Annotated in this window: 21 protein-coding genes; 15 read left to right on the forward strand and 6 right to left on the reverse strand. The window is 53.2% G+C overall.

Annotated features, from left to right (window positions below):
• Window positions 1–74: 74 nt before the first annotated feature.
• Complete coding sequence (locus P2W74_RS12580; protein ID WP_276291843.1) at window positions 75–1,103, reverse strand: Mal regulon transcriptional regulator MalI; 1,029 nt, start codon at window positions 1,101–1,103, stop codon at window positions 75–77.
• Window positions 1,104–1,303: 200 nt separating this feature from the next.
• Here P2W74_RS12580 and malX point away from each other — a divergent pair, with 200 nt between their 5' ends.
• From malX to add, 3 genes are all read left to right on the forward strand, one after another.
• Window positions 1,304–2,896, forward strand: coding sequence for a maltose/glucose-specific PTS transporter subunit IIBC (malX, locus tag P2W74_RS12585; RefSeq protein WP_276291844.1), 1,593 nt, complete (start codon window positions 1,304–1,306; stop codon window positions 2,894–2,896).
• Window positions 2,897–2,906: 10 nt separating this feature from the next.
• Window positions 2,907–4,079: a MalY/PatB family protein gene (locus P2W74_RS12590; protein ID WP_276291845.1), complete on the forward strand. Its 1,173-nt coding sequence runs from the start codon at window positions 2,907–2,909 to the stop codon at window positions 4,077–4,079.
• A gap of 102 nt (window positions 4,080–4,181) precedes the next feature.
• A complete protein-coding gene (add, locus tag P2W74_RS12595; protein WP_276291846.1) occupies window positions 4,182–5,183 on the forward strand; it encodes an adenosine deaminase in 1,002 nt (333 codons plus the stop codon).
• A 55-nt stretch (window positions 5,184–5,238) separates the two neighbouring features.
• Here the strand turns inward: add and P2W74_RS12600 are convergent, their stop codons facing one another.
• The gene (locus P2W74_RS12600; protein ID WP_276291847.1) at window positions 5,239–6,279 is read right to left on the reverse strand and encodes an oxidoreductase; all 1,041 of its coding nucleotides are present in this window, start codon (window positions 6,277–6,279) and stop codon (window positions 5,239–5,241) included.
• Between the two features lie 241 nt (window positions 6,280–6,520).
• Here P2W74_RS12600 and blr point away from each other — a divergent pair, with 241 nt between their 5' ends.
• The 12 genes from blr (at window position 6,521) to gstA (ending at window position 16,977) form a co-directional block, all read left to right on the forward strand.
• Window positions 6,521–6,646 carry a division septum protein Blr gene (gene blr / locus P2W74_RS12605; protein ID WP_192614340.1) on the forward strand — a complete coding sequence of 42 codons (126 nt, stop codon included), beginning with the start codon at window positions 6,521–6,523 and terminating at the stop codon, window positions 6,644–6,646.
• Window positions 6,647–6,950: 304 nt separating this feature from the next.
• Window positions 6,951–7,166 carry a transcription modulator YdgT gene (gene ydgT, locus P2W74_RS12610; RefSeq protein ID WP_045442575.1) on the forward strand — a complete coding sequence of 72 codons (216 nt, stop codon included), beginning with the start codon at window positions 6,951–6,953 and terminating at the stop codon, window positions 7,164–7,166.
• Between the two features lie 91 nt (window positions 7,167–7,257).
• Window positions 7,258–7,698 (forward strand): DUF2569 domain-containing protein, encoded by a 441-nt coding sequence (locus P2W74_RS12615; protein WP_276291848.1) that lies wholly within the window; start codon window positions 7,258–7,260, stop codon window positions 7,696–7,698.
• A gap of 76 nt (window positions 7,699–7,774) precedes the next feature.
• Window positions 7,775–8,356, forward strand: a complete 582-nt coding sequence (rsxA, locus tag P2W74_RS12620; protein ID WP_005121199.1) for an electron transport complex subunit RsxA — start codon at window positions 7,775–7,777, stop codon at window positions 8,354–8,356.
• Window positions 8,356–8,934, forward strand: coding sequence for an electron transport complex subunit RsxB (gene rsxB / locus P2W74_RS12625; protein ID WP_276291849.1), 579 nt, complete (start codon window positions 8,356–8,358; stop codon window positions 8,932–8,934). The genes rsxA and rsxB overlap by 1 nt, the downstream gene beginning before the upstream one ends.
• The gene (rsxC, locus tag P2W74_RS12630; protein ID WP_276291850.1) at window positions 8,927–11,134 is read left to right on the forward strand and encodes an electron transport complex subunit RsxC; all 2,208 of its coding nucleotides are present in this window, start codon (window positions 8,927–8,929) and stop codon (window positions 11,132–11,134) included. The genes rsxB and rsxC overlap by 8 nt, the downstream gene beginning before the upstream one ends.
• Window positions 11,135–12,193, forward strand: coding sequence for an electron transport complex subunit RsxD (gene rsxD / locus P2W74_RS12635; protein WP_276291851.1), 1,059 nt, complete (start codon window positions 11,135–11,137; stop codon window positions 12,191–12,193).
• A 3-nt stretch (window positions 12,194–12,196) separates the two neighbouring features.
• Window positions 12,197–12,817, forward strand: coding sequence for an electron transport complex subunit RsxG (gene rsxG / locus P2W74_RS12640; protein ID WP_276291852.1), 621 nt, complete (start codon window positions 12,197–12,199; stop codon window positions 12,815–12,817).
• 3 nt (window positions 12,818–12,820) lie between these two features.
• Window positions 12,821–13,516, forward strand: a complete 696-nt coding sequence (gene rsxE / locus P2W74_RS12645) for an electron transport complex subunit RsxE (RefSeq protein WP_276291853.1) — start codon at window positions 12,821–12,823, stop codon at window positions 13,514–13,516.
• The gene (nth, locus tag P2W74_RS12650) at window positions 13,513–14,148 is read left to right on the forward strand and encodes an endonuclease III (RefSeq protein WP_192612114.1); all 636 of its coding nucleotides are present in this window, start codon (window positions 13,513–13,515) and stop codon (window positions 14,146–14,148) included. The genes rsxE and nth overlap by 4 nt, the downstream gene beginning before the upstream one ends.
• A gap of 612 nt (window positions 14,149–14,760) precedes the next feature.
• Complete coding sequence (gene dtpA / locus P2W74_RS12655; RefSeq protein ID WP_276291854.1) at window positions 14,761–16,266, forward strand: dipeptide/tripeptide permease DtpA; 1,506 nt, start codon at window positions 14,761–14,763, stop codon at window positions 16,264–16,266.
• Between the two features lie 105 nt (window positions 16,267–16,371).
• Entirely contained in the window at window positions 16,372–16,977 is a 606-nt protein-coding gene (gene gstA, locus P2W74_RS12660; RefSeq protein ID WP_276291855.1) for a glutathione transferase GstA, read from the forward strand.
• 92 nt (window positions 16,978–17,069) lie between these two features.
• Here gstA and pdxY read toward each other — a convergent pair whose 3' ends face one another.
• The 4 genes from pdxY to mliC all read right to left on the reverse strand — a co-directional run bounded on the left by pdxY (window position 17,070) and on the right by mliC (window position 20,429).
• Complete coding sequence (gene pdxY / locus P2W74_RS12665; protein ID WP_276291856.1) at window positions 17,070–17,930, reverse strand: pyridoxal kinase PdxY; 861 nt, start codon at window positions 17,928–17,930, stop codon at window positions 17,070–17,072.
• Window positions 17,931–17,989: 59 nt separating this feature from the next.
• Window positions 17,990–19,264, reverse strand: a complete 1,275-nt coding sequence (tyrS, locus tag P2W74_RS12670) for a tyrosine--tRNA ligase (RefSeq protein WP_276291857.1) — start codon at window positions 19,262–19,264, stop codon at window positions 17,990–17,992.
• 126 nt (window positions 19,265–19,390) lie between these two features.
• Window positions 19,391–20,047 (reverse strand): pyridoxamine 5'-phosphate oxidase, encoded by a 657-nt coding sequence (pdxH, locus tag P2W74_RS12675; protein ID WP_276291858.1) that lies wholly within the window; start codon window positions 20,045–20,047, stop codon window positions 19,391–19,393.
• 58 nt (window positions 20,048–20,105) lie between these two features.
• On the reverse strand, window positions 20,106–20,429 hold the full coding sequence (gene mliC / locus P2W74_RS12680; RefSeq protein ID WP_276291859.1) for a C-type lysozyme inhibitor: 324 nt from the start codon (window positions 20,427–20,429) through the stop codon (window positions 20,106–20,108).
• Window positions 20,430–20,431: the final 2 nt, after the last annotated feature.

Raw genomic sequence — 20,431 nt, forward strand, 5'->3', positions numbered from 1 at the left:
CGCAGTCTGCCCGATGACATTACGCTCATCGGGCAATTCCCTCTCCGACAGGTTCAGCCGTTGCGCCAGAACGCTTACTTCTGGGTGATAAGTCGGGCCGAAATGGTCTGGCTACGCGACACGCTCTCTTCGTGACCGATCTTCTGCAGGATGCGTTCCGCCAGGGTATACCCTATCTCGCGGGCGGGGGTACAGGCCCAGACAATGGGCAAATCATCCAGTGCATGTTCCGCAACATCGGCAAACGCCGCCAACGAAATTTGCTGATCAAAATAGCGATCCACGCCGCTTTCGCCACTTTGACGGCCTGCGCGCATCAGTCCAAACCACGCGCCCATGGCGATGGTTTCGTTGTAGCAGACCACCGCGCTGATGGTTGGGTTGTGTCGCAGCAAGGCGGTGATCGCTTCGGCTGCCTGCTTCTGGCTGGAAACACATTCCAGTACCCAGTCGCTGTGAAATGGCAAACCGAATTTTAAGAGGGTTGCGCAATAGCCGCCAACGCGCTCGGCCCGGGTCAAGGATGAACTTTGCCCGCCTAACCATGCAATGCGTTGATGCCCGTGGCGAATGAGATGCTCGGTCAGCAACTGCGCCGCCTGCATGTTATCCGGGCGGACCGTATCCACTTCATCAAGGTAACTGGCGCGTGAAGCAAAAACGACGGGGATCCCTTTTTCCTCTGCGAGTTGTCGCAAGGTATCGCTGCTGCCTGCCGCACCGGCAATCACCACGCCATCGACGCCCTGATTGAGCAACATAGAAAAACGTTGCGTTAGCTGTTCGCCGTCCTGGCCGCCGTGGAGGAGAAAAACCATCCGCCCCTGCGACTCCAGCGCTTCCGTCAGCCCGGCAGTCAGTTCTGCATAAAAAGAGGCCGACAGGTCACGCACAATCAATCCAATGACGCCACTCTGCCCGCCGCGCAGCGCCGAAGCCTGACGATTGCGAACAAAACCGAGCTGTTCAATCGCCGCATTCACCCGTTCGCCAGTGGCCGACGAAATGCGGCCTTTGCCGCTAAGAACCAGGGAAACGGTACTGACAGAGACACCCGCAGCCAACGCAACATCATGGATAGTAATTTTTTTGGCTATGGCCATGAAAACAAAAAACTCCCCCGAAAACGTGACCTACCCGAGCCTTCACCGGATAGAGATAAAACGTTTTATCAATTACTTATATTTATACGCTTTATTATCGTTCGGTAATGTGATTTATGCCGCACTAAAATTAGGTAAAACGTTTTATCTTTTCGTCCCACGAACCTACACACAGCTTTCTTTTCACAAGGAATCGTTAGATGACGACGAGAACAACGCCAAAAATAACGTTATGGGAGTTTTTTCAGCAGCTGGGGAAAACGTTTATGTTGCCCGTGGCCCTGCTGTCATTCTGCGGGATCATGCTGGGCATCGGCAGCTCTCTGAGCAGCCATGACGTTATCACTCTGATCCCGGCGTTGGGAAATCCTGTGCTACAGGCCCTGTTTACCTGGATGAGTAAAGTCGGCTCATTTGCGTTCAGTTTCCTGCCGGTGATGTTCTGTATCGCCATCCCGCTCGGGCTGGCGCGCGAAAACAAAGGCGTTGCCGCCTTTGCCGGATTCGTGGGCTATGCCGTGATGAACCTTGCGGTGAACTTCTGGTTAACCGCGAAAGGGATCCTTCCAACCACCGACGCCGCGATTCTGAAAGCCAACAACGTACAGAATATTCTGGGGATCCAGTCGATCGACACCGGGATCCTCGGCGCGGTTATCGCCGGGATTATTGTCTGGATGCTGCACGAACGTTTTCATAACATCCGTCTGCCGGACGCGCTGGCCTTCTTTGGCGGCACCCGTTTCGTTCCGATCATCTCCTCTGTGGTAATGGGAGTTGTCGGCCTGGTCATCCCGCTGGTGTGGCCGGTGTTCGCCATGGGGATCAGCGGACTGGGACACATCATTAACAGCGCCGGTGATTTCGGCCCGATGATTTTTGGTACCGGTGAACGCCTGCTGTTACCGTTTGGTCTGCACCATATTCTGGTGGCGTTGATTCGCTTCACCGAAGCGGGCGGCACGCAGGACGTTTGTGGCCATAGCGTCAGTGGCGCATTAACCATTTTCCAGGCACAGCTGAGTTGCCCGACCACCCACGGTTTCTCTGAAAGCGCTACGCGCTTCCTGTCTCAGGGGAAAATGCCGGCTTTCCTCGGCGGTCTGCCAGGCGCGGCACTGGCCATGTATCACTGTGCCCGCCCGGAAAATCGTCACAAAATTAAAGGGCTGCTGATTTCCGGTCTGATCGCCTGCGTCGTCGGCGGGACGACAGAACCGCTGGAATTCCTGTTCCTGTTTGTCGCGCCCGTGTTGTATGTCATTCATGCCCTGCTGACAGGTCTTGGGTTCACCGTCATGGCGATTCTGGGTGTCACTATCGGTAACACTGACGGCAATATCATCGACTTTGTGGTGTTCGGTATTCTGCATGGCCTCTCCACGAAGTGGTATCTGGTGCCGGTGGTGGCCGCCGCCTGGTTTGCGGTCTACTACGTGATTTTCCGCTTCGCCATTACCCGCTTTAATCTGAAGACGCCGGGTCGCGATACGGAAATTGCCAGCAATATTGAGAAAGTCGTGGCCGGTGCGCCAGGAAAATCCGGCTATAACGTTCCGGCCATCCTCGCTGCGCTGGGTGGCAGTGACAATATCGTCAACCTGGATAACTGCATTACACGTTTACGTTTGTCGGTTAAGGACATGTCGCTGGTGAATGTACAAGCGCTGAAAGACAATCGCGCCATCGGCGTGGTACAGCTGAACCAGCACAATTTACAGGTGGTCATTGGTCCGCAGGTACAGTCTGTTAAAGACGAAATGGCCAGTCTGATGAACACCGTTCAGGCATAAGGATAGCAATATGTTCGATTTTTCGAAGGTCGTCGACAGGCACGGTACCTGGTGTACGCAGTGGGATTATGTCGCCGACCGTTTCGGTTGCGCCGATCTGCTGCCGTTTACGATTTCTGATATGGATTTCGCCACTGCCCCCTGCATTCTTGAGGCGCTGAATCAGCGCCTGACGCACGGTGTTCTGGGGTACAGCCGTTGGAAAAACGAGGAATTTTTAGGCGCCATTAGCCACTGGTTTTTGACGCGCCACCGTACCCCGATTGACCCTCAATCGGTGGTGTACGGTCCCTCCGTTATCTATATGGTCTCTGAGTTGATCCGCCAGTGGTCCAATGTGGGCGAAGGCGTGGTCATCCATACCCCGGCTTATGATGCTTTTTATAAAGCCGTTGAGGGTAATCAACGCACCGTTCTGCCTGTTGCGCTGGAAAAACGTGATAACGACTGGTTCTGCGACATGACAAAGCTCGAGGCCGTGCTCGCTCGCCCTGAGTGCAAGATCCTGCTTTTATGCAGTCCTCAGAATCCCACGGGCAAAGTCTGGACCCGTGATGAACTGGAGACCATGGCAGCGCTCTGTCATCGTCACGGCGTCCGGGTTATTTCTGATGAGATTCATATGGATATGGTTTGGGGAGATCACCCTCACATCCCCTGGAGCAACGTGGCGCGCGGCAACTGGGCGCTGCTGACCTCCGGATCCAAGAGTTTCAATATCCCGGCATTAACCGGGGCATACGGGTTTATCGAAGATGAAAGCAGTCGGGAACGCTACCTGAGCGCCCTGAAAGGCCGCGATGGTTTGTCTTCACCGGCAGTTTTGGCGCTCACCGCGCACATTGCCGCCTATCAGGACGGCGCGGAGTGGCTGGATGCGCTACGCGACTACCTCAGCGATAACCTGGACTTTATCGTGCAGTCGCTGAATACGGCATTTCCAGAGCTAAACTGGCAGGCGCCGCAATCCACCTATCTGGCGTGGATCGATCTTCGTCCGTTAAACATTGATGATAAAGCATTACAGGATGCGCTGATTCATCAGGAAAAAGTCGCCATTATGCCCGGATATACTTACGGTCAGGAAGGCAAGGGATTTGTGCGCCTGAATGCCGGTTGCCCCCGCTCGAAACTGGAAAAAGGCGTTGTCGGTTTGATCAACGCTATCCGCGCCGTACGTTAACTCTGGTTGCGCAATGAAATTAATCATTGCGCAACATAGATTTTACCCCCCGTTTGTTTTTATAATAGCGAGCACTTTTATATTCAAAAAATGAGTGCGACCATGATTGATACTTCCCTTCCGTTAACTGATGTTCATCGCCACCTTGATGGCAACATTCGTGCCCAAACTATTCTTGATCTTGGCCGCCAGTTTAATGTGTCCCTCCCCGCTCAGACACTTGAAACCTTGATCCCACATGTGCAGGTAACCTCGACAGAACCTGACCTGGTCAGTTTTCTCTCAAAGCTGGACTGGGGCGTGAAAGTGTTGGCCTCGCTGGACGCCTGTCGTCGCGTGGCCTACGAGAACGTTGAAGATGCCGCGCGTAACGGTTTGCATTATGTTGAGCTGCGTTTTTCGCCGGGTTACATGGCAATGAGCCATCAACTCCCGGTTGCGGGTGTGGTCGAAGCGGTCATCGCTGGCGTGCAGGAAGGCAGCCGGGCGTTCGGCGTTGAAGCGCGTCTGATCGGCATCATGAGCCGCACATTCGGTGAAGCGGCATGCCTGCAGGAACTTGAGGCATTGTTGGCCCACCGCGATCGCATCACCGCCCTCGATCTGGCTGGCGACGAACTCGGATTCCCGGGCAGTTTGTTCCTGTCGCACTTTAATCGCGCACGTGACGCTGGCTGGCATATTACCGTCCACGCTGGTGAAGCCGCCGGTCCGGAGAGTATCTGGCAGGCCATCCGTGAACTGGGCGCTGAGCGAATTGGACATGGCGTAAAAGCCGTAGAAGATCGTGCGTTAATGGATTTTCTGGCTGAGCAACGTATCGGTATTGAATCGTGTCTGACCTCCAATATTCAGACCAGCACCGTCGCATCGCTCGCCGTACACCCACTGAAAACGTTCCTTGAGCACGGCGTGATGGCCAGCCTCAATACCGACGATCCTGCGGTACAAGGAGTGGACATTATTCACGAATACACCGTCGCGGCGCCTGCGGCAGGTCTGACACGTGAGCAGATTCGCCAGGCACAGATCAACGGTCTGGAAATGGCCTTCCTGAATGACGCGGAAAAACGCGCTCTGCGCGAAAAAGTGGCTGCGGCGTAAGTGTTTCGTTGCCGGATAAGCCACGCTTATCCGGCATTATCGAAAAGGGAGAAAATCAGGCAAGGCTCAGCGTTGCGCGGTGTTTCGCTGATTCAATACCCAGTTCAATCAGTTCCATAATTTGAATAGCCTGACTCGCCGGAACCGGATTTTCACCGTTACCGTTCAGCGCATCGCGGATACCAGCATAATAAGCCGGATAGTTACCCGGAACGGTCAGCCAGGACTCTTCCACACGTTCTTCACCCTCAACACGCGTTAAGACACCATCACGCATATCGTAACCCCAGTCTTCCTGTGGCAGACGTTCGCCATTTTTCAGGCGTTCTTCTTGCGGATCAAGACCATATTTTACAAAGCTTGCGCGCGAACCGTGCACGATGTAGCGTGCCGATTCCGCTGCCGCCAGCATCGTGCCATGCAGAACGATCCGGCGCTGTGGGTAGGCCAGCACAGCATGGAAGTAATCGGTAGATTGAGCGCCCGGACGCAGTTGCGCGAGATCGACCGTCATGCTGACAGGTAAGCCGAACAGATTGATGGCCTGATCGAGCAAATGCGGCGCCAGATCATACCAGATACCGCTGCCCGGACCGCCCTGTTCCCGCCAGCGGTCGCGAACCTGCGGACGAAAGCGGTCAAAGTGAGATTCAAAATAAGCCACCTCGCCCAGCACACCATCGGCCAGCAGCGCCTTCAGCGTCAGGAAATCACTGTCCCAGCGTCGATTGTGGAAAACGGAAAGCACCCGCCCGAGACTGCGGGCTAATGACTCCAGCTCACGCGCTTGTGACAGTGTCACGGTAAACGGTTTATCCACCACGACATGTTTCCCCGCTTCCAGCGCGGCTTTTGCCAGCGGGAAATGCGTGTCGTTCGGGGTGGGGATCACAATAAGGTCGATATTCGGATCGTTGAAAAGATGCTTAGGCTCAGAGACAACCGTCACCGAAGGCCAGTCAGCCTTCACTTTTGTTTCATCACTACTGGAAACCGCCACCAGCTCCAGTCCAGGCGTCCCCACGATCAAAGGTGCATGGAAGGTTTTGCTGGCATAACCGTAACCGATTAACCCAACGCGGATGTTGTCACTCATGTTATCGCCTCTCATTACAGAACATTCACATTTCACACTATCCCATAACCACTCACAATAGTTTAATGGCCTTACAACGACAAAGGCCATTAATTAACTTAAGTCAAACAAATGCCACTTTACCTAAACTTGTTGCGAAAAAGTCGTTGAAATCGTTCCCGATAAACTTGCCGTCTTAAATGTTGATGGGTAACATTTGCACCCTGTGTTTATGGATAAATCAAAGCAAATGTCGTCAGTAATGAATCGTCTTATTGAATTAACAGGCTGGGTTGTTCTTGTGGTCTCCGTCATTCTTTTGGGAGTGGCCACTCATATCGACAATTACCAACCTCCAGAACCTACCGCCACCGTTGGGAAAAAATAAACGTCGCCGGGTTGAGACGCCGTACACCGCATGAAGCGAGGATGTTTACCGTTTGGTCATCCCGAGAATCCGCTGCAAATTTATCAAAAAAGGATAAATGTACCGCGTCCAGACCCGACGCTTATTGCCTGTTTTAATGAAGCGCGTTACCCTTCCGGCTGGTGCCTAATTGCGCCAGCCAGTTTATACGTAAGAACTATCTTATTTTGAAAATCACGTGGCGCTTAACCTTCCCTGCGCCTGGTTGTGTATTTTCATATTTACTACTCCGTTGGTGTTATTTTTTTAATATGGATCCCCGTTTATGACTGTCCAGGATTATCTATTAAAATTCCGTAAAATCAGTTCACTCGAAAGTCTGGAAAAGTTGTTCGATCATCTTAACTACACGCTGACCGACGATCGGGACATTATCAATATGTACCGCGCCGCCGACCATCGTCGTGCGGAATTGATCTCCGGTGGACGCCTGTTTGATGTCGGTCAGGTACCTAAATCCGTCTGGCATTACGTGCAATAACGAAGAGAGTAGCGCTCACCGTTAAAAGATTTATAATAATCGCCCCAAAATAGAGGGTATGCCTGTTAGCGCCAGCAAATCTGGAGAAGATATGACCACAACACCGGCACAACGCATCGGAGGCTGGTTGCTTGGCCCGTTAGCCTGGCTGTTAGTCGCGCTATTGAGCGCATCACTGGCACTGTTGCTTTACGTCACCGCGCTTGCGACTCCGCAAACGTTAAAAGCGCTGAGTGAGCAAGAGACGGGCAACTTAGTGCTCTGGGGCATTTCATTTTTGACTGCGATTGCGATGTGGTATTACACGCTGTGGCTGACGATTGCGTTCTTCAAGCGCAGGCATTGTGTGCCTAAGCACTATATTATCTGGCTGCTGATATCGGTATTACTGGCCATCAAAGCATTTGCATTTTCGCCAGTGCCCGATGCGTTTGCCGTTCGCCAACTGTTGTTTCCGTTACTGGCGGCAGCCCTGATGGCGCCCTATTTCAAACGTTCAGCGCGCGTAAAAGCCACGTTTGTGAACCCGTAATAACCTTACAGTTAACCTGTTGTCGCCTGCTGTAGATTGACAGATAATAGGCGGCTTTTTTATTTCAGGCCGAAAAATGACTGATTACCTGCTGCTCTTTGTCGGAACTGTACTGGTCAACAACTTTGTACTGGTTAAGTTTCTGGGCCTTTGTCCATTCATGGGAGTTTCCAAAAAACTGGAAACCGCGATGGGTATGGGGCTTGCTACCACTTTTGTAATGACACTTGCGTCTATTTGCGCTTGGTTGATCGACACCTGGATCCTGATCCCGCTCGATCTCATCTACCTGCGCACGCTGGCGTTTATTTTAGTCATTGCCGTGGTCGTGCAATTTACCGAGATGGTGGTGCGTAAAACCAGTCCAGCGCTGTATCGTCTGTTGGGGATCTTCCTGCCGCTTATCACTACCAACTGTGCGGTGTTAGGCGTGGCGCTGCTCAACATCAACCTCGGTCATAATTTTCTGCAATCGGCACTGTACGGTTTTTCCGCTGCCGTCGGCTTCTCTCTGGTCATGGTGTTATTCGCCGCTATTCGTGAACGCCTCGCCGTGGCAGACGTTCCCGCCCCCTTCCGTGGCAACGCAATAGCGCTGATTACCGCCGGTTTAATGTCATTAGCCTTTATGGGCTTTAGTGGTTTGGTGAAGTTGTAATGAACGCTATCTGGATTGCCGTTGCCGCCGTGAGCCTGCTGGGTTTGGCGTTTGGCGCCATTCTGGGTTATGCCTCCCGCCGTTTCGCGGTTGAAGATGATCCGGTTGTTGAGAAAATTGACGAAATCCTGCCGCAGAGCCAGTGTGGACAATGCGGCTATCCTGGCTGCCGCCCTTACGCAGAGGCCATTGGCGTCGAGGGTGAAAAAATAAACCGTTGCGCCCCTGGCGGGGAAGTCGTCATGCTCAAAATTGCGGAATTACTGAATGTGGATCCGCAACCCATTGACGGTGATGAACAGGACCTCACTCCGGTCCGTATGCTGGCGGTCATTGATGAAAACAACTGCATCGGTTGCACAAAATGTATTCAGTCCTGCCCGGTAGACGCAATTGTGGGCGCCACCCGCGCCATGCACACGGTCATGAACGATCTCTGCACCGGCTGCAATCTGTGTGTCGACCCTTGCCCGACCCAGTGCATCGAGTTACGTCCGGTGGCTGAAACACCTGATAGTTGGAAGTGGGATTTGAACACCATTCCCGTTCGTATCATTCCCGTGGAACAACATGCTTAAGTTATTCTCTGCCTTTAGAAAAGATAAGATCTGGGATTTTGACGGCGGCATTCATCCACCGGAAATGAAAACCCAGTCAAACGGTACGCCCCTGCGCCAGGTTCCGCTGGCGCAGCGTTTCGTTATTCCTTTAAAACAGCACATTGGCGCCGAAGGTGAACTGTGCGTCAGCGTAGGCGATCGCGTGTTACGTGGACAACCGTTGACCCGCGGACGCGGGAAAATGCTTCCGGTTCATGCGCCAACCTCCGGCACCGTCGTTGCCATTGCCCCCCATTCCACCGCGCATCCTTCCGCCCTGGCAGAACTCAGCGTCATTATTGATGCTGATGGCGAAGATTGCTGGATTGAACGCGAGGGCTGGGCGGATTACCGTACCCGGAGTCATGAAGAACTGATCACGCGTATTCATCAGTACGGCGTTGCTGGACTCGGCGGCGCGGGATTCCCTACCGGCGTGAAGTTACAGGGCGGCGGCGACAAGATCGAAACGCTGATCATCAATGCGGCGGAATGCGAACCCTATATTACGGCAGATGATCGCCTGATGCAGGACTGCGCCGCCCAGGTGGTGGAAGGTATCCGCATTCTCGCGCACATTCTGCAACCGCAAGAGATTTTGATCGGCATTGAAGACAATAAACCGCAGGCCATTTCCATGTTGCGGGCGGTACTGGCTGGCGCGCACGACATTTCGCTGCGTGTCATCCCGACGAAATATCCTTCCGGCGGCGCAAAACAGCTCACACAAATTTTGACCGGTAAGCAGGTTCCGCATGGAGGCCGTTCCTCCGATATCGGCGTGTTGATGCAAAACGTCGGCACCGCGTATGCCGTCAAACGTGCGGTTATTGATGGTGAACCGATCACCGAGCGCGTCGTGACGTTAACTGGCGAGGCGGTGAGTCGCCCTGGCAACGTCTGGGCGAGACTGGGTACCCCGGTTCGCCACCTCCTCGACGATGCCGGTTTTTGCCCTTCCGCCGATCAGATGGTGATTATGGGGGGACCGCTCATGGGCTTCACCCTGCCGTGGCTGGATGTACCGGTCGTGAAGATCACCAACTGCCTCCTTGCGCCAACGGCGGCTGAAATGGGCGAACCGCAGGAAGAAAAAGGCTGCATCCGTTGTAGCGCCTGTGCCGATGCGTGTCCGGCCGATCTGCTGCCTCAGCAGTTGTACTGGTTTAGCAAAGGCCAGCAGCACGACAAAGCGACGGCGCACAATCTGGCGGACTGCATTGAATGCGGTGCCTGCGCCTGGGTATGCCCAAGCAATATCCCGTTGGTACAGTACTTCCGGCAGGAAAAAGCAGAAATATACGCCATCAGTCAGGAAGAAAAGCGCGCCGCTGAAGCAAAAGCACGCTTCGAAGCCCGACAGGCACGACTTGAGCGTGAGAAAGCCGCGCGTCTTGAGCGACACAAAAGCGCCGCTGTGCAGCCTGCGGCGAAAGATCATGATGCGATTGCCGCCGCGCTGGCTCGCGTCAAAGAAAAACAGGCACAAGCAATGCAACCGGTGGTTATCCAGGCGGGGGCAAAACCAGACAATAGCGCCGTAATTGCGGCGCGCGAAGCACGCAAAGCGCAGGCCCGGGCAAAACAGGCAGAGAACGGCAACATCGAAGAGAGCCGTACCGATGCCGATCCGCGCAAAGCCGCCATCGAAGCAGCGATTGCCCGCGCCAAAGCACGCAAGCAGGAACAACAGGCAGTCAGTGAACCTGCCGAACCCGTGGATCCACGCAAAGCCGCCGTCGAAGCGGCCATTGCCCGTGCCAAAGCACGTAAACTGGAACAGCAGGCAGTCAGTGAACCTGCCGAACCCGTGGACCCGCGCAAAGCCGCTGTCGAAGCGGCCATTGCCCGTGCCAAAGCACGTAAGCTGGAACAGCAGGCAGCCAGTGAACCTGCCGAACCCGTGGACCCACGCAAAGCCGCCGTCGAAGCGGCCATTGCCCGCGCTAAAGCACGTAAGCTGGAACAGCAGGCGCCCAGTGAGCCTGCCGACCCCGTGGACCCGCGCAAAGCCGCCGTCGAAGCGGCCATTGCCCGCGCTAAAGCACGTAAGCTGGAACAACAGGCAGTCAGTGATCCTGCCGAGCCCGTGGACCCACGCAAAGCCGCCATCGCAGCAGCGATTGCCCGCGCTCAGGCAAAAAAAGCCGCACAGCAGCAGGTTGTTAACGAGGAATAAATGGTATTCAGAATCGCAAGCTCCCCTTATACCCATAACCAGCGGCAGACATCGCGAATCATGCTGCTGGTGCTCATCGCCGCGTTGCCGGGGATTGCCGCTCAGCTGTGGTTTTTCGGTTGGGGTACGTCGTTCCAGATAATCCTGGCCTCGGCCAGCGCGCTGATTGCCGAAGCCGTCGTGCTCCAGTTACGTAAACAGCCAGTGGTCACCATTTTAAAAGACAACTCCGCCCTGCTTACGGGTTTACTGTTAGCGGTGAGTATTCCGCCGCTCGCCCCCTGGTGGATGGTCGTGTTGGGTACCGTGTTTGCCGTCATTATCGCCAAGCAGCTTTACGGCGGCCTTGGGCAAAATCCGTTTAACCCGGCGATGATTGGCTATGTGGTCCTGCTGATCTCGTTTCCGGTACAGATGACCAGTTGGTTACCTCCGCACGAAATCGCGGCGTCTGCCCCAGGTTTATCAGATGCTATACAGGTGATTTTCACCGGACATACCGCCACTGGCGGTGATATGAACACACTGCGGATGGGCATTGATGGCATCAGCCAGGCAACGCCGCTGGATACCTTTAAGACATCGCTGCATGCGGGTCGCTCGGTTGAGCAGATCATGCAATACCCCATCTACAGCGGGATGTTGGCAGGTGCGGGCTGGCAATGGGTGAACCTGGCCTGGCTGGCTGGCGGCGTATGGCTGCTGTGGACGAAGGCTATCAAATGGCACATTCCCGTCAGCTTCTTGCTGACGCTTGCCCTGTGCGCTTCGTTAGGCTGGCTTTTTTCACCTCAGTCACTGGCATCGCCGCAGTTACATCTGCTTTCTGGCGCGACCATGCTGGGCGCATTCTTTATATTGACCGATCCTGTGACAGCCTCAACGACGAATCGTGGCCGGTTGATTTTTGGCGCACTGGCAGGCTTGTTAGTTTGGCTTATCCGCAGTTTTGGCGGTTATCCCGATGGTGTGGCCTTTGCCGTTCTGCTGGCGAACATCACCGTTCCCCTGATCGACTATTACACCCGGCCTCGCGTGTACGGTCATCGAAAAGGATAAACCATGCTGAAAACAATTCGTAAACACGGCATCACGCTGGCGCTGTTTGCGGCGGGTTCGACAGGACTGACCGCCGCCATCAATATGATGACAAAAACGACAATTGATGAGCAGGCAGCATTGCAGCAAAAAGTGTTGTTTGATCAGGTCATTCCGGCAGACCGCTACAATAATAATCTGCAGAATAGCTGCTTTGTTGTTAACAGCCCGGCATTAGGAAAAGGCGCACATCGCGTTTATATTGCCCGTATGGACGATACGCCTGTTGCGGCTATCCTTGAGGCAACGGCTCCGGATGGATACTCCGGCGCGATTCAACTGCTGGTGGGTGCCGATTTCAACGGTACGGTCCTCGGCACACGAGTGACAGAGCACCATGAAACGCCGGGCCTGGGCGACAAAATAGAATTGCGTCTCTCCGACTGGGTAACCCACTTTGCGGGCAAGAGCATCGGCGGAGAAAATGACGCGCACTGGGCCGTAAAAAAAGATGGCGGCGACTTTGACCAGTTCACCGGCGCGACAATTACACCGCGAGCAGTTGTTAATGCAGTGAAACGCGCAGGTCTGTATGCGCAAACGCTTCCTGCGCAACTCCCCCAACTCACCGCCTGTGGAGAATAAACCATGAGCGAAATTAAAGACGTCATTGTTCAGGGCCTCTGGAAAAATAACTCCGCCCTCGTGCAGTTACTCGGTATGTGCCCTCTGCTGGCCGTCACCTCAACCGCCACCAACGCGCTCGGTTTAGGTCTTGCCACGACGCTCGTACTGACGCTGACCAACCTGACGATTTCGGCACTACGTCGCTGGACGCCAGCAGAGATCCGCATCCCTATCTACGTGATGATCATCGCTTCCGTGGTCAGCGCAGTACAAATGCTCATCAATGCTTATGCGTTTGGCCTGTACCAGTCGTTGGGGATTTTTATTCCGCTGATTGTCACGAACTGCATTGTGGTAGGACGTGCAGAGGCGTTTGCCGCCAGAAAAGGCCCGGCGCTCTCAGCGCTTGACGGTTTTTCTATCGGGATGGGTGCCACCTGCGCGATGTTCGTGCTCGGATCGCTGCGCGAGATCATCGGCAACGGGACGTTGTTTGACGGTGCGGACGGTCTGCTTGGCAGTTGGGCAAAAGTGTTGCGGGTAGAAATTTTCCATACCGACTCACCTTTCCTGTTGGCAATGTTGCCGCCGGGAGCCTTTATCGGTCTGGGACTCATGCTGGCTGTGAAATACCTTATTGATGAGAAGATGAAAAAGCGTCGTGCCGAAGCCGTTGCAGCAGATGCCCCGGCAGGCGAAACAGGGAATGTCTCATGAACAAAACAAAACGTCTGGAAATCCTGACGCGTCTTCGCGACAACAATCCGCACCCCACCACAGAGCTCAATTTTACGTCGCCGTTCGAACTACTTATCGCCGTTTTGCTCTCAGCACAGGCCACGGACGTGAGCGTGAACAAAGCGACGGCGAAGCTCTACCCCGTCGCCAACACCCCAGCGGCGATGCTGGAGCTCGGCGTAGAGGGCGTTAAGTCCTATATCAAGACGATTGGCCTGTTCAACAGCAAAGCCGAGAATGTCATCAAAACCTGTCGGATACTGCTTGAGCAGCATAATGGCGAAGTTCCTGAAGACCGCGCTGCGCTGGAAGCGTTGCCCGGCGTGGGACGTAAAACCGCCAATGTGGTACTCAATACCGCCTTTGGCTGGCCGACCATTGCCGTCGACACGCATATTTTCCGCGTCTGCAACCGAACCCAGTTTGCGCCGGGCAAGAATGTTGAGCAGGTTGAAGAAAAGCTGCTCAAAGTGGTTCCGGCGGAATTTAAAGTCGATTGCCACCACTGGTTAATTCTTCACGGACGCTATACCTGTATCGCCCGCAAACCCCGTTGCGGTTCCTGCATTATCGAAGATCTCTGTGAATTTAAAGAGAAAGTCGATATTTGAGCTAAACGGAGGATGCCCTTCCTCCGTACATTCATAACGTTTTGTTACACCCTTAACACGCCGCTATTTACCGACAATGATACCAGGCCAGTGCGCCTTTCCAATGGAATATTCTGGCCATTAAACACCCCACCAGGTTAATCGTTTTTTTAATAGCGGAAATTTCTATTCATACGTGACCAGGATCACCTTGATAACTCAATGTGAATTTTTTTGTTGTTTTTCGTTAATGTCGCAATCAGATGACCTGACACCCTCTTTTCACTACAAAACATTACACTGGCTATTTTTCAGATAATGGCCTATTTCACTGCCTGAAAGCTTATATAGCAGAACATATCGCCATCACAGGGATTTTCGCCCCTTTCTGTAGAGTAAAAAACTGCCTTTCTTCAATAGAAAAAATTTAACGCTACATAACATTTCGTGCGACCGATGATTCCACCAGATAAGTTAAATGTAACAGATCATTACAAACCCCTTGTCTGACAGGGCAAGATAGTGAACATTACTTGCCGTTTCCCCTCCCACTATAACAATCGGACGGATGAACTTGACTCATCACGTACCTGAACTCCCCCGTTAATATGGGATGTAAAAAAAGAGGTAAAAGTGTCTACTGCAAACAATAAACCAACTGAAAGCGTAAGTTTGAACGCATTCAAACAGCCTAAAGCGTTCTATCTCATTTTCTCTATCGAGTTGTGGGAACGTTTTGGTTATTACGGCCTGCAAGGAATTATGGCCGTATACCTGGTAAAACAACTGGGTATGTCAGAAGCTGATTCCATCACCCTTTTCTCCTCCTTTAGCGCCCTGGTTTATGGACTGGTCGCCATTGGTGGTTGGTTAGGTGATAAAGTATTGGGCACCAAGCGCGTCATTATGTTGGGTGCTGTCGTATTGGCTATTGGTTATGCTCTGGTAGCCTGGTCTGGTCACGATGCTGGTATCGTTTATATGGGTATGGCGGCCATTGCGGTCGGTAACGGCCTGTTCAAAGCGAACCCGTCTTCTCTGCTTTCTACCTGCTATGCGAAAGATGACCCGCGTCTGGACGGTGCATTCACCATGTACTATATGTCCGTCAACATCGGCTCATTCTTCTCCATGCTGGCAACACCATGGCTGGCTGCGCGCTACGGCTGGAGCACGGCCTTTGCACTGAGCGTTGTCGGGATGCTGATCACGGTCGTTAACTTCGCATTCTGCCAGCGTTGGGTTAAACAGTACGGTTCCAAACCTGACTTTGAGCCAATCAACTTCCGTAATCTGCTGCTGACCATTCTGGGTGTTATCGTGCTGATCGCGATTGCAACCTGGCTGCTGCACAACCAGCAGGTCGCACGTATGGCACTGGGCGTTGTTGCACTGGGTATCGTCTTTATCTTCGGTAAAGAAGCTTTCGCCATGCAAGGCGCTGCTCGTCGTAAAATGATTGTTGCCTTCATTCTGATGCTCGAAGCCATCATCTTCTTCGTTCTGTACAGCCAGATGCCGACGTCGCTGAACTTCTTTGCTATTCGTAACGTTGAACACTCTATTTTGGGTATCGCGTTTGAACCAGAGCAGTATCAGGCACTGAACCCGTTCTGGATCATTATCGGTAGCCCGATTCTTGCCGCTATCTACAACAAGATGGGCGATACCCTGCCGATGCCGACCAAGTTTGCTATCGGTATGGTGCTGTGTTCCGGTGCGTTCCTGGTCCTGCCAGTAGGCGCGAAATTCGCTAACGAAGCAGGTATCGTATCCGTTAACTGGCTGATCATTTGCTACGGCTTGCAGAGCATCGGTGAGCTGATGATTTCGGGTCTGGGTCTGGCAATGGTCGCACAGCTGGTTCCACAGCGTCTGATGGGCTTCATCATGGGCAGCTGGTTCCTGACGACGGCGGGCGCAAACATCATTGGTGGCTATGTTGCTAACATGATGGCGGTGCCGGAAAACGTGACTGACCCGCTGATGTCTCTGGAAGTCTATGGTCGTGTATTCCTGCAGATTGGTATTGCTACTGCGGTTATCGCTGTTCTGATGCTGCTGACAGCACCAAAACTGAATCGCATGACTCTGGACGACGATGTCCGCAAAAAAGCCACCAAGGCCGCAACCGCGTAATTTTCAGGGAAACTGATTTTAAGGCCGCTAACGTTATGTTAGCGGCTTTTTTTTTAGCCGCCGTAGCACTACCATTGGTTAAACCTCAGCAAAAAGGAGTTACCGATGAAATTGTTCTACAAACCGGGTGCCTGCTCTCTTGCTTCCCACATCACCCTTCGCGAGAGCGGTAAAGATTTCACGCTTGATAGCGTCGATCTGATTAAAAAACGGCTGGAAAATGGCGATGATTATTTCGCGGTGAATCCGAAAGGACAGGTTCCTGCACTTCTGTTGGACGACGGTACTCTGCTGACTGAAGGGGTCGCCATCATGCAATACCTTGCCGATACCGTCCCCGACCGCCAGCTACTGGCGCCCACCAGCAGTATTGCTCGCTACAGAACGCTGGAATGGCTCAACTACATTGCGACAGAGCTGCATAAAGGCTTTACTCCGCTGTTCCGCCCGGATACCCCGGAAGAGTACAAACCGACAGTTCGCGCCCTTCTGGAGAAAAAGCTGCACTACGTGAATGATGTACTCAAAGATGACCAGTGGATTTGCGGACAGCGTTTCACCATTGCGGATGCTTATCTGTTCACGGTGCTGCGCTGGGCACGAGCCGTTAAGCTGAATATGGAAGGGTTAACGCATATTGACGCCTATATGGCGCGGGTCGCGGAACGTCCAACCGTCAAGGCGGCGCTTAAAGCAGAAGGGTTGAATTAACTCTTGTTATCGCCGGGTGGCGCTACGCTTACCCGGCCTACAATACGGACTGACCGATGGCCCGATAAGCGATAGCGTCATCGGGCATTAAATCAGAGCTGCGTTGCGCTAAAGTAGTGTTCCGGTTTCGCAATACGATCCTGTGCCGCAACGACCTGTAACTCATACTCCTGCATACTCTTCGTGGCGATCATGATTTCATAGACCGCCGCCGTAACATGCTCAAGCGCTTCCTGTAGGGTTGCGCCCTGCAACAGTTTGACTAACAGCAAGCCGCTGGTCACATCACCGACACCCACTGGCTGGCGAACGCCGAAATCCACTAATGGACGACTGATATGCCACGCTTCATGGCGGGTCACCAGGAGCATTTCAAAGCGATCCGCACTGTAGCCTGCGCGCGCCAGATGTTTCACCAGCACGGTCTTCGGCCCCATCGCAATCAACTCCCGGGCGGCCAGCACGGCTTCTTCGACATTATGTACGGCATGTTCACAGAGAATTTCCAGCTCAACCAGATTCGGCGCAATAATGTCACTGGCTGGAAGCGCATGACGAACATGGAATTCCGCCACGCCAGGGGCGACGATACACCCTTTTTCAGGATGCCCCATGACCGGATCGCAGAAATACTTCGCCTGAGGATTTGCCGCTTTAACCTGGCGAACAATCCCCAGAATATGCTCACCCTGCTCTGCTGAGCCAAGATAGCCGCTGAGAACTGCATCGCACTTCTGCAACTGATCAATCTCAGCGATGCCCTGCACAATTTCAGTTAAATGGCTGGGCGGCATAACGCAACCGGCCCATTTACCGTATTGGGTGTGATTCGAAAATTGAACGGTGTTGAGTGGCCAGACATTCGCGCCAAGACGGCGCATCGGAAATTCTGCTGCACTGTTACCCGCGTGGCCAAAAACGACGTGAGACTGGATGGCGAGGATATTCTTCATTTTTTTACCTGAACATTAAAAATAAGGGAGTGATTTCTCACTCCCTGTTACTTAATGCGTTACTTCCAGCAAATCAGACAGTAGTTCTTTTTGCCACGGCGCAATAAGGTATAGCGACCAAACAAACGATCCGCATCGGTGAAGAAGTATTCAGGATCAGACTGTTTTTCGCCGTTGATGGTGACAGCATTCGAGGCAATCGTTTTACGCGCCTGACCGCGAGACGGTTGCAGTTCAGAATCCACCAACGCCTGCATCAGATCGGCGCCTTTCTCCATCTCGACCATCGGTACGCCATCCTGCGCCAGCTGTTCGAAGTCGGCTTCGCTCAGCGCACTCAGCGTGCCGTTAAACAGACTTTCGGTGATGCGTTTTGCGGCCACCAGACCTTCTTCACCATGAACCAGACGCGTTACCTGCTCGGCCAGAACATACTGAGCGCGTGGCGCCTTACCGCTGTTTTTGTCTTCTTCTTCGAGGGCATTGATCTCTTCAATGTCCATAAAGGTGAAGAACTTCAGGAAGCGATACACGTCAGCATCTGCGGTGTTGATCCAGAACTGGTAGAACTTGTACGGGCTGGTTTTCTTCGGATCCAGCCAGACCGCGCCGCCTTCGGTTTTACCGAATTTGGTGCCGTCAGCTTTGGTGATCAGCGGAACCGTCAGACCAAAGACCTGATTCTGGTGCAGACGACGTGTCAGATCGATACCGGAAGTGATGTTACCCCACTGATCGGAACCGCCAATCTGCAAAGAAACGCCGTGCAGTTTGTTCAGGCAGGCAAAGTCATAACCCTGCAGCAGGTTATAGGAGAACTCGGTAAAGGAGATGCCCTGATCGTCACGGTTCAGACGCTGCTTAACCGCTTCTTTGTTGATCATCTGATTAACGGAGAAGTGTTTGCCGATATCACGCAGGAAAGTCAGCACGTTCATGCCGCCAAACCAGTCGTAGTTGTTCGCAGCAATTGCAGCGTTGTCGCCACAATCGAAATCGAGGAACGGTGCAACCTGTTTGCGGATTTTATCCACCCACTCCTGAACCGTATCTTCGGTGTTCAGTTTACGCTCAGCGGCTTTGAAGCTCGGGTCGCCAATCAGACCGGTCGCGCCACCTACCAGTGCGACAGGTTTGTGGCCTGCCTGCTGGAAGCGTTTCAGGCATAACAATGGAACGAGATGCCCCAAATGCAAGCTGTCAGCGGTAGGATCGAAGCCGCAATAGAGCGCGATCGGGCCTTGCGCCAGTCGCTCTGCTAACGCTTCCTCGTCCGTTACCTGGGCTACCAGCCCCCGCTCTTGCAATTGTTTAATCAAGTTACTGCTTGCCATCAAAATCTCCATGTATAAAACGACTGCACCTTTGCCGGTACACGACTTTTCGCCTGATGCGAAAGAAACATAGAATAAAGCGCCGGAATCAGGAGTACCAGCGCTTAAAACAAGAAATTTGCATCTTTAAGGGGCAAGCCTGTCGATTTTCCACCCGTTGTTTTCGCGTTGGTACAAAAAGCGGTCATGCAGACGGTGTTCGCCCCCCTGCCAGAATTCCATTTGCTCAATGTTGACGCGGAATCCGCCCCAGAAGCTGGGCAGCGGCACTTCACCCTGCTGGAATTTCTGCTTCAGTTCAAGGAACTTGCTTTCGAGGATGCCACGCGCGGAGATACGGCTCGACTGTTTCGAAACCCAGGCGCCAATCTGGCTGTCACGCGGGCGACTGTGAAAATACTTCACCACCTCAAGCGTGGAAAGGCGTTCCGCTTTACCAATCACCATTACCTGACGTTCCAGCATGTGCCACGGGAACAACAGACTGATGCGCGGATTGTTTTCGAGTTGATGCGCCTTACGGCTACCGAGGTTGGTATAAAACACCATCCCCTTTTCGTCGTAATGCTTGAGGAGCACAATACGTTGGTAAGGTTGACCATTTTCATCAACGGTCGCCACCACCATCGCCGTCGGATCTGCAAGTCTGGCTTCGCATGCCTGACCCAGCCAGCGCTCAAAAAGGGGTAATGGTTCGGCGGGAAGATCGTGGCGACGCAGGCCACCTTTGGTGTATTCACGGCGCAAATGCGCGATTTGCTGCAATTCGTCGTTATCAGACATGATGTTCGCTACGGATTGTCAGTGGGTGGCGCTATTGTGCGCCGCCCTGCTGAAAATCTCAACGCTTCGGGTTTTGTAACTGGCAGTTATTTAGCACAATTCTGTCGCGTTTGTAGATCGTGGCACTGTCACCTTTTGACCAGAAGACATAAATGCCATCCGTGTAGCGCGCACCTGATGCAGACACGCCCTGCTTGAGGGTTTGCTGTTGATTATCGTAGATAAAGCTCACTTCTTGTCGTGTTTTGTTCAATTTGACGGTGAGCGGTTTTTCATCACACTGGTATTCCAGCGTATCTGTTTGCATACGCTCAACAAATTGATTGTAAACACTACAACCGGTGAGCAGCATGGGCAGACAAACAAGTAAGAGTTTTTTCATAG

This window comes from Citrobacter enshiensis (genome assembly GCF_029338175.1).
Classification (GTDB): Bacteria; Pseudomonadota; Gammaproteobacteria; order Enterobacterales; family Enterobacteriaceae; genus Citrobacter_D; species Citrobacter_D enshiensis.

Excerpts from the sequence above, each read along its gene's own strand:
- P2W74_RS12580 (WP_276291843.1), bottom strand. The coding sequence starts at position 1,103 with ATGGCCATAGCCAAAAAAATTACTATCCATGATGTTGCGTTGGCTGCG.
- malX (WP_276291844.1), top strand. The coding sequence starts at position 1,304 with ATGACGACGAGAACAACGCCAAAAATAACGTTATGGGAGTTTTTTCAG.
- P2W74_RS12590 (WP_276291845.1), top strand. The coding sequence starts at position 2,907 with ATGTTCGATTTTTCGAAGGTCGTCGACAGGCACGGTACCTGGTGTACG.
- add (WP_276291846.1), top strand. The coding sequence starts at position 4,182 with ATGATTGATACTTCCCTTCCGTTAACTGATGTTCATCGCCACCTTGAT.
- P2W74_RS12600 (WP_276291847.1), bottom strand. The coding sequence starts at position 6,279 with ATGAGTGACAACATCCGCGTTGGGTTAATCGGTTACGGTTATGCCAGC.
- blr (WP_192614340.1), top strand. The coding sequence starts at position 6,521 with ATGAATCGTCTTATTGAATTAACAGGCTGGGTTGTTCTTGTGGTCTCC.
- ydgT (WP_045442575.1), top strand. The coding sequence starts at position 6,951 with ATGACTGTCCAGGATTATCTATTAAAATTCCGTAAAATCAGTTCACTC.
- P2W74_RS12615 (WP_276291848.1), top strand. The coding sequence starts at position 7,258 with ATGACCACAACACCGGCACAACGCATCGGAGGCTGGTTGCTTGGCCCG.
- rsxA (WP_005121199.1), top strand. The coding sequence starts at position 7,775 with ATGACTGATTACCTGCTGCTCTTTGTCGGAACTGTACTGGTCAACAAC.
- rsxB (WP_276291849.1), top strand. The coding sequence starts at position 8,356 with ATGAACGCTATCTGGATTGCCGTTGCCGCCGTGAGCCTGCTGGGTTTG.
- rsxC (WP_276291850.1), top strand. The coding sequence starts at position 8,927 with ATGCTTAAGTTATTCTCTGCCTTTAGAAAAGATAAGATCTGGGATTTT.
- rsxD (WP_276291851.1), top strand. The coding sequence starts at position 11,135 with ATGGTATTCAGAATCGCAAGCTCCCCTTATACCCATAACCAGCGGCAG.
- rsxG (WP_276291852.1), top strand. The coding sequence starts at position 12,197 with ATGCTGAAAACAATTCGTAAACACGGCATCACGCTGGCGCTGTTTGCG.
- rsxE (WP_276291853.1), top strand. The coding sequence starts at position 12,821 with ATGAGCGAAATTAAAGACGTCATTGTTCAGGGCCTCTGGAAAAATAAC.
- nth (WP_192612114.1), top strand. The coding sequence starts at position 13,513 with ATGAACAAAACAAAACGTCTGGAAATCCTGACGCGTCTTCGCGACAAC.
- gstA (WP_276291855.1), top strand. The coding sequence starts at position 16,372 with ATGAAATTGTTCTACAAACCGGGTGCCTGCTCTCTTGCTTCCCACATC.
- pdxY (WP_276291856.1), bottom strand. The coding sequence starts at position 17,930 with ATGAAGAATATCCTCGCCATCCAGTCTCACGTCGTTTTTGGCCACGCG.
- tyrS (WP_276291857.1), bottom strand. The coding sequence starts at position 19,264 with ATGGCAAGCAGTAACTTGATTAAACAATTGCAAGAGCGGGGGCTGGTA.
- pdxH (WP_276291858.1), bottom strand. The coding sequence starts at position 20,047 with ATGTCTGATAACGACGAATTGCAGCAAATCGCGCATTTGCGCCGTGAA.
- mliC (WP_276291859.1), bottom strand. The coding sequence starts at position 20,429 with ATGAAAAAACTCTTACTTGTTTGTCTGCCCATGCTGCTCACCGGTTGT.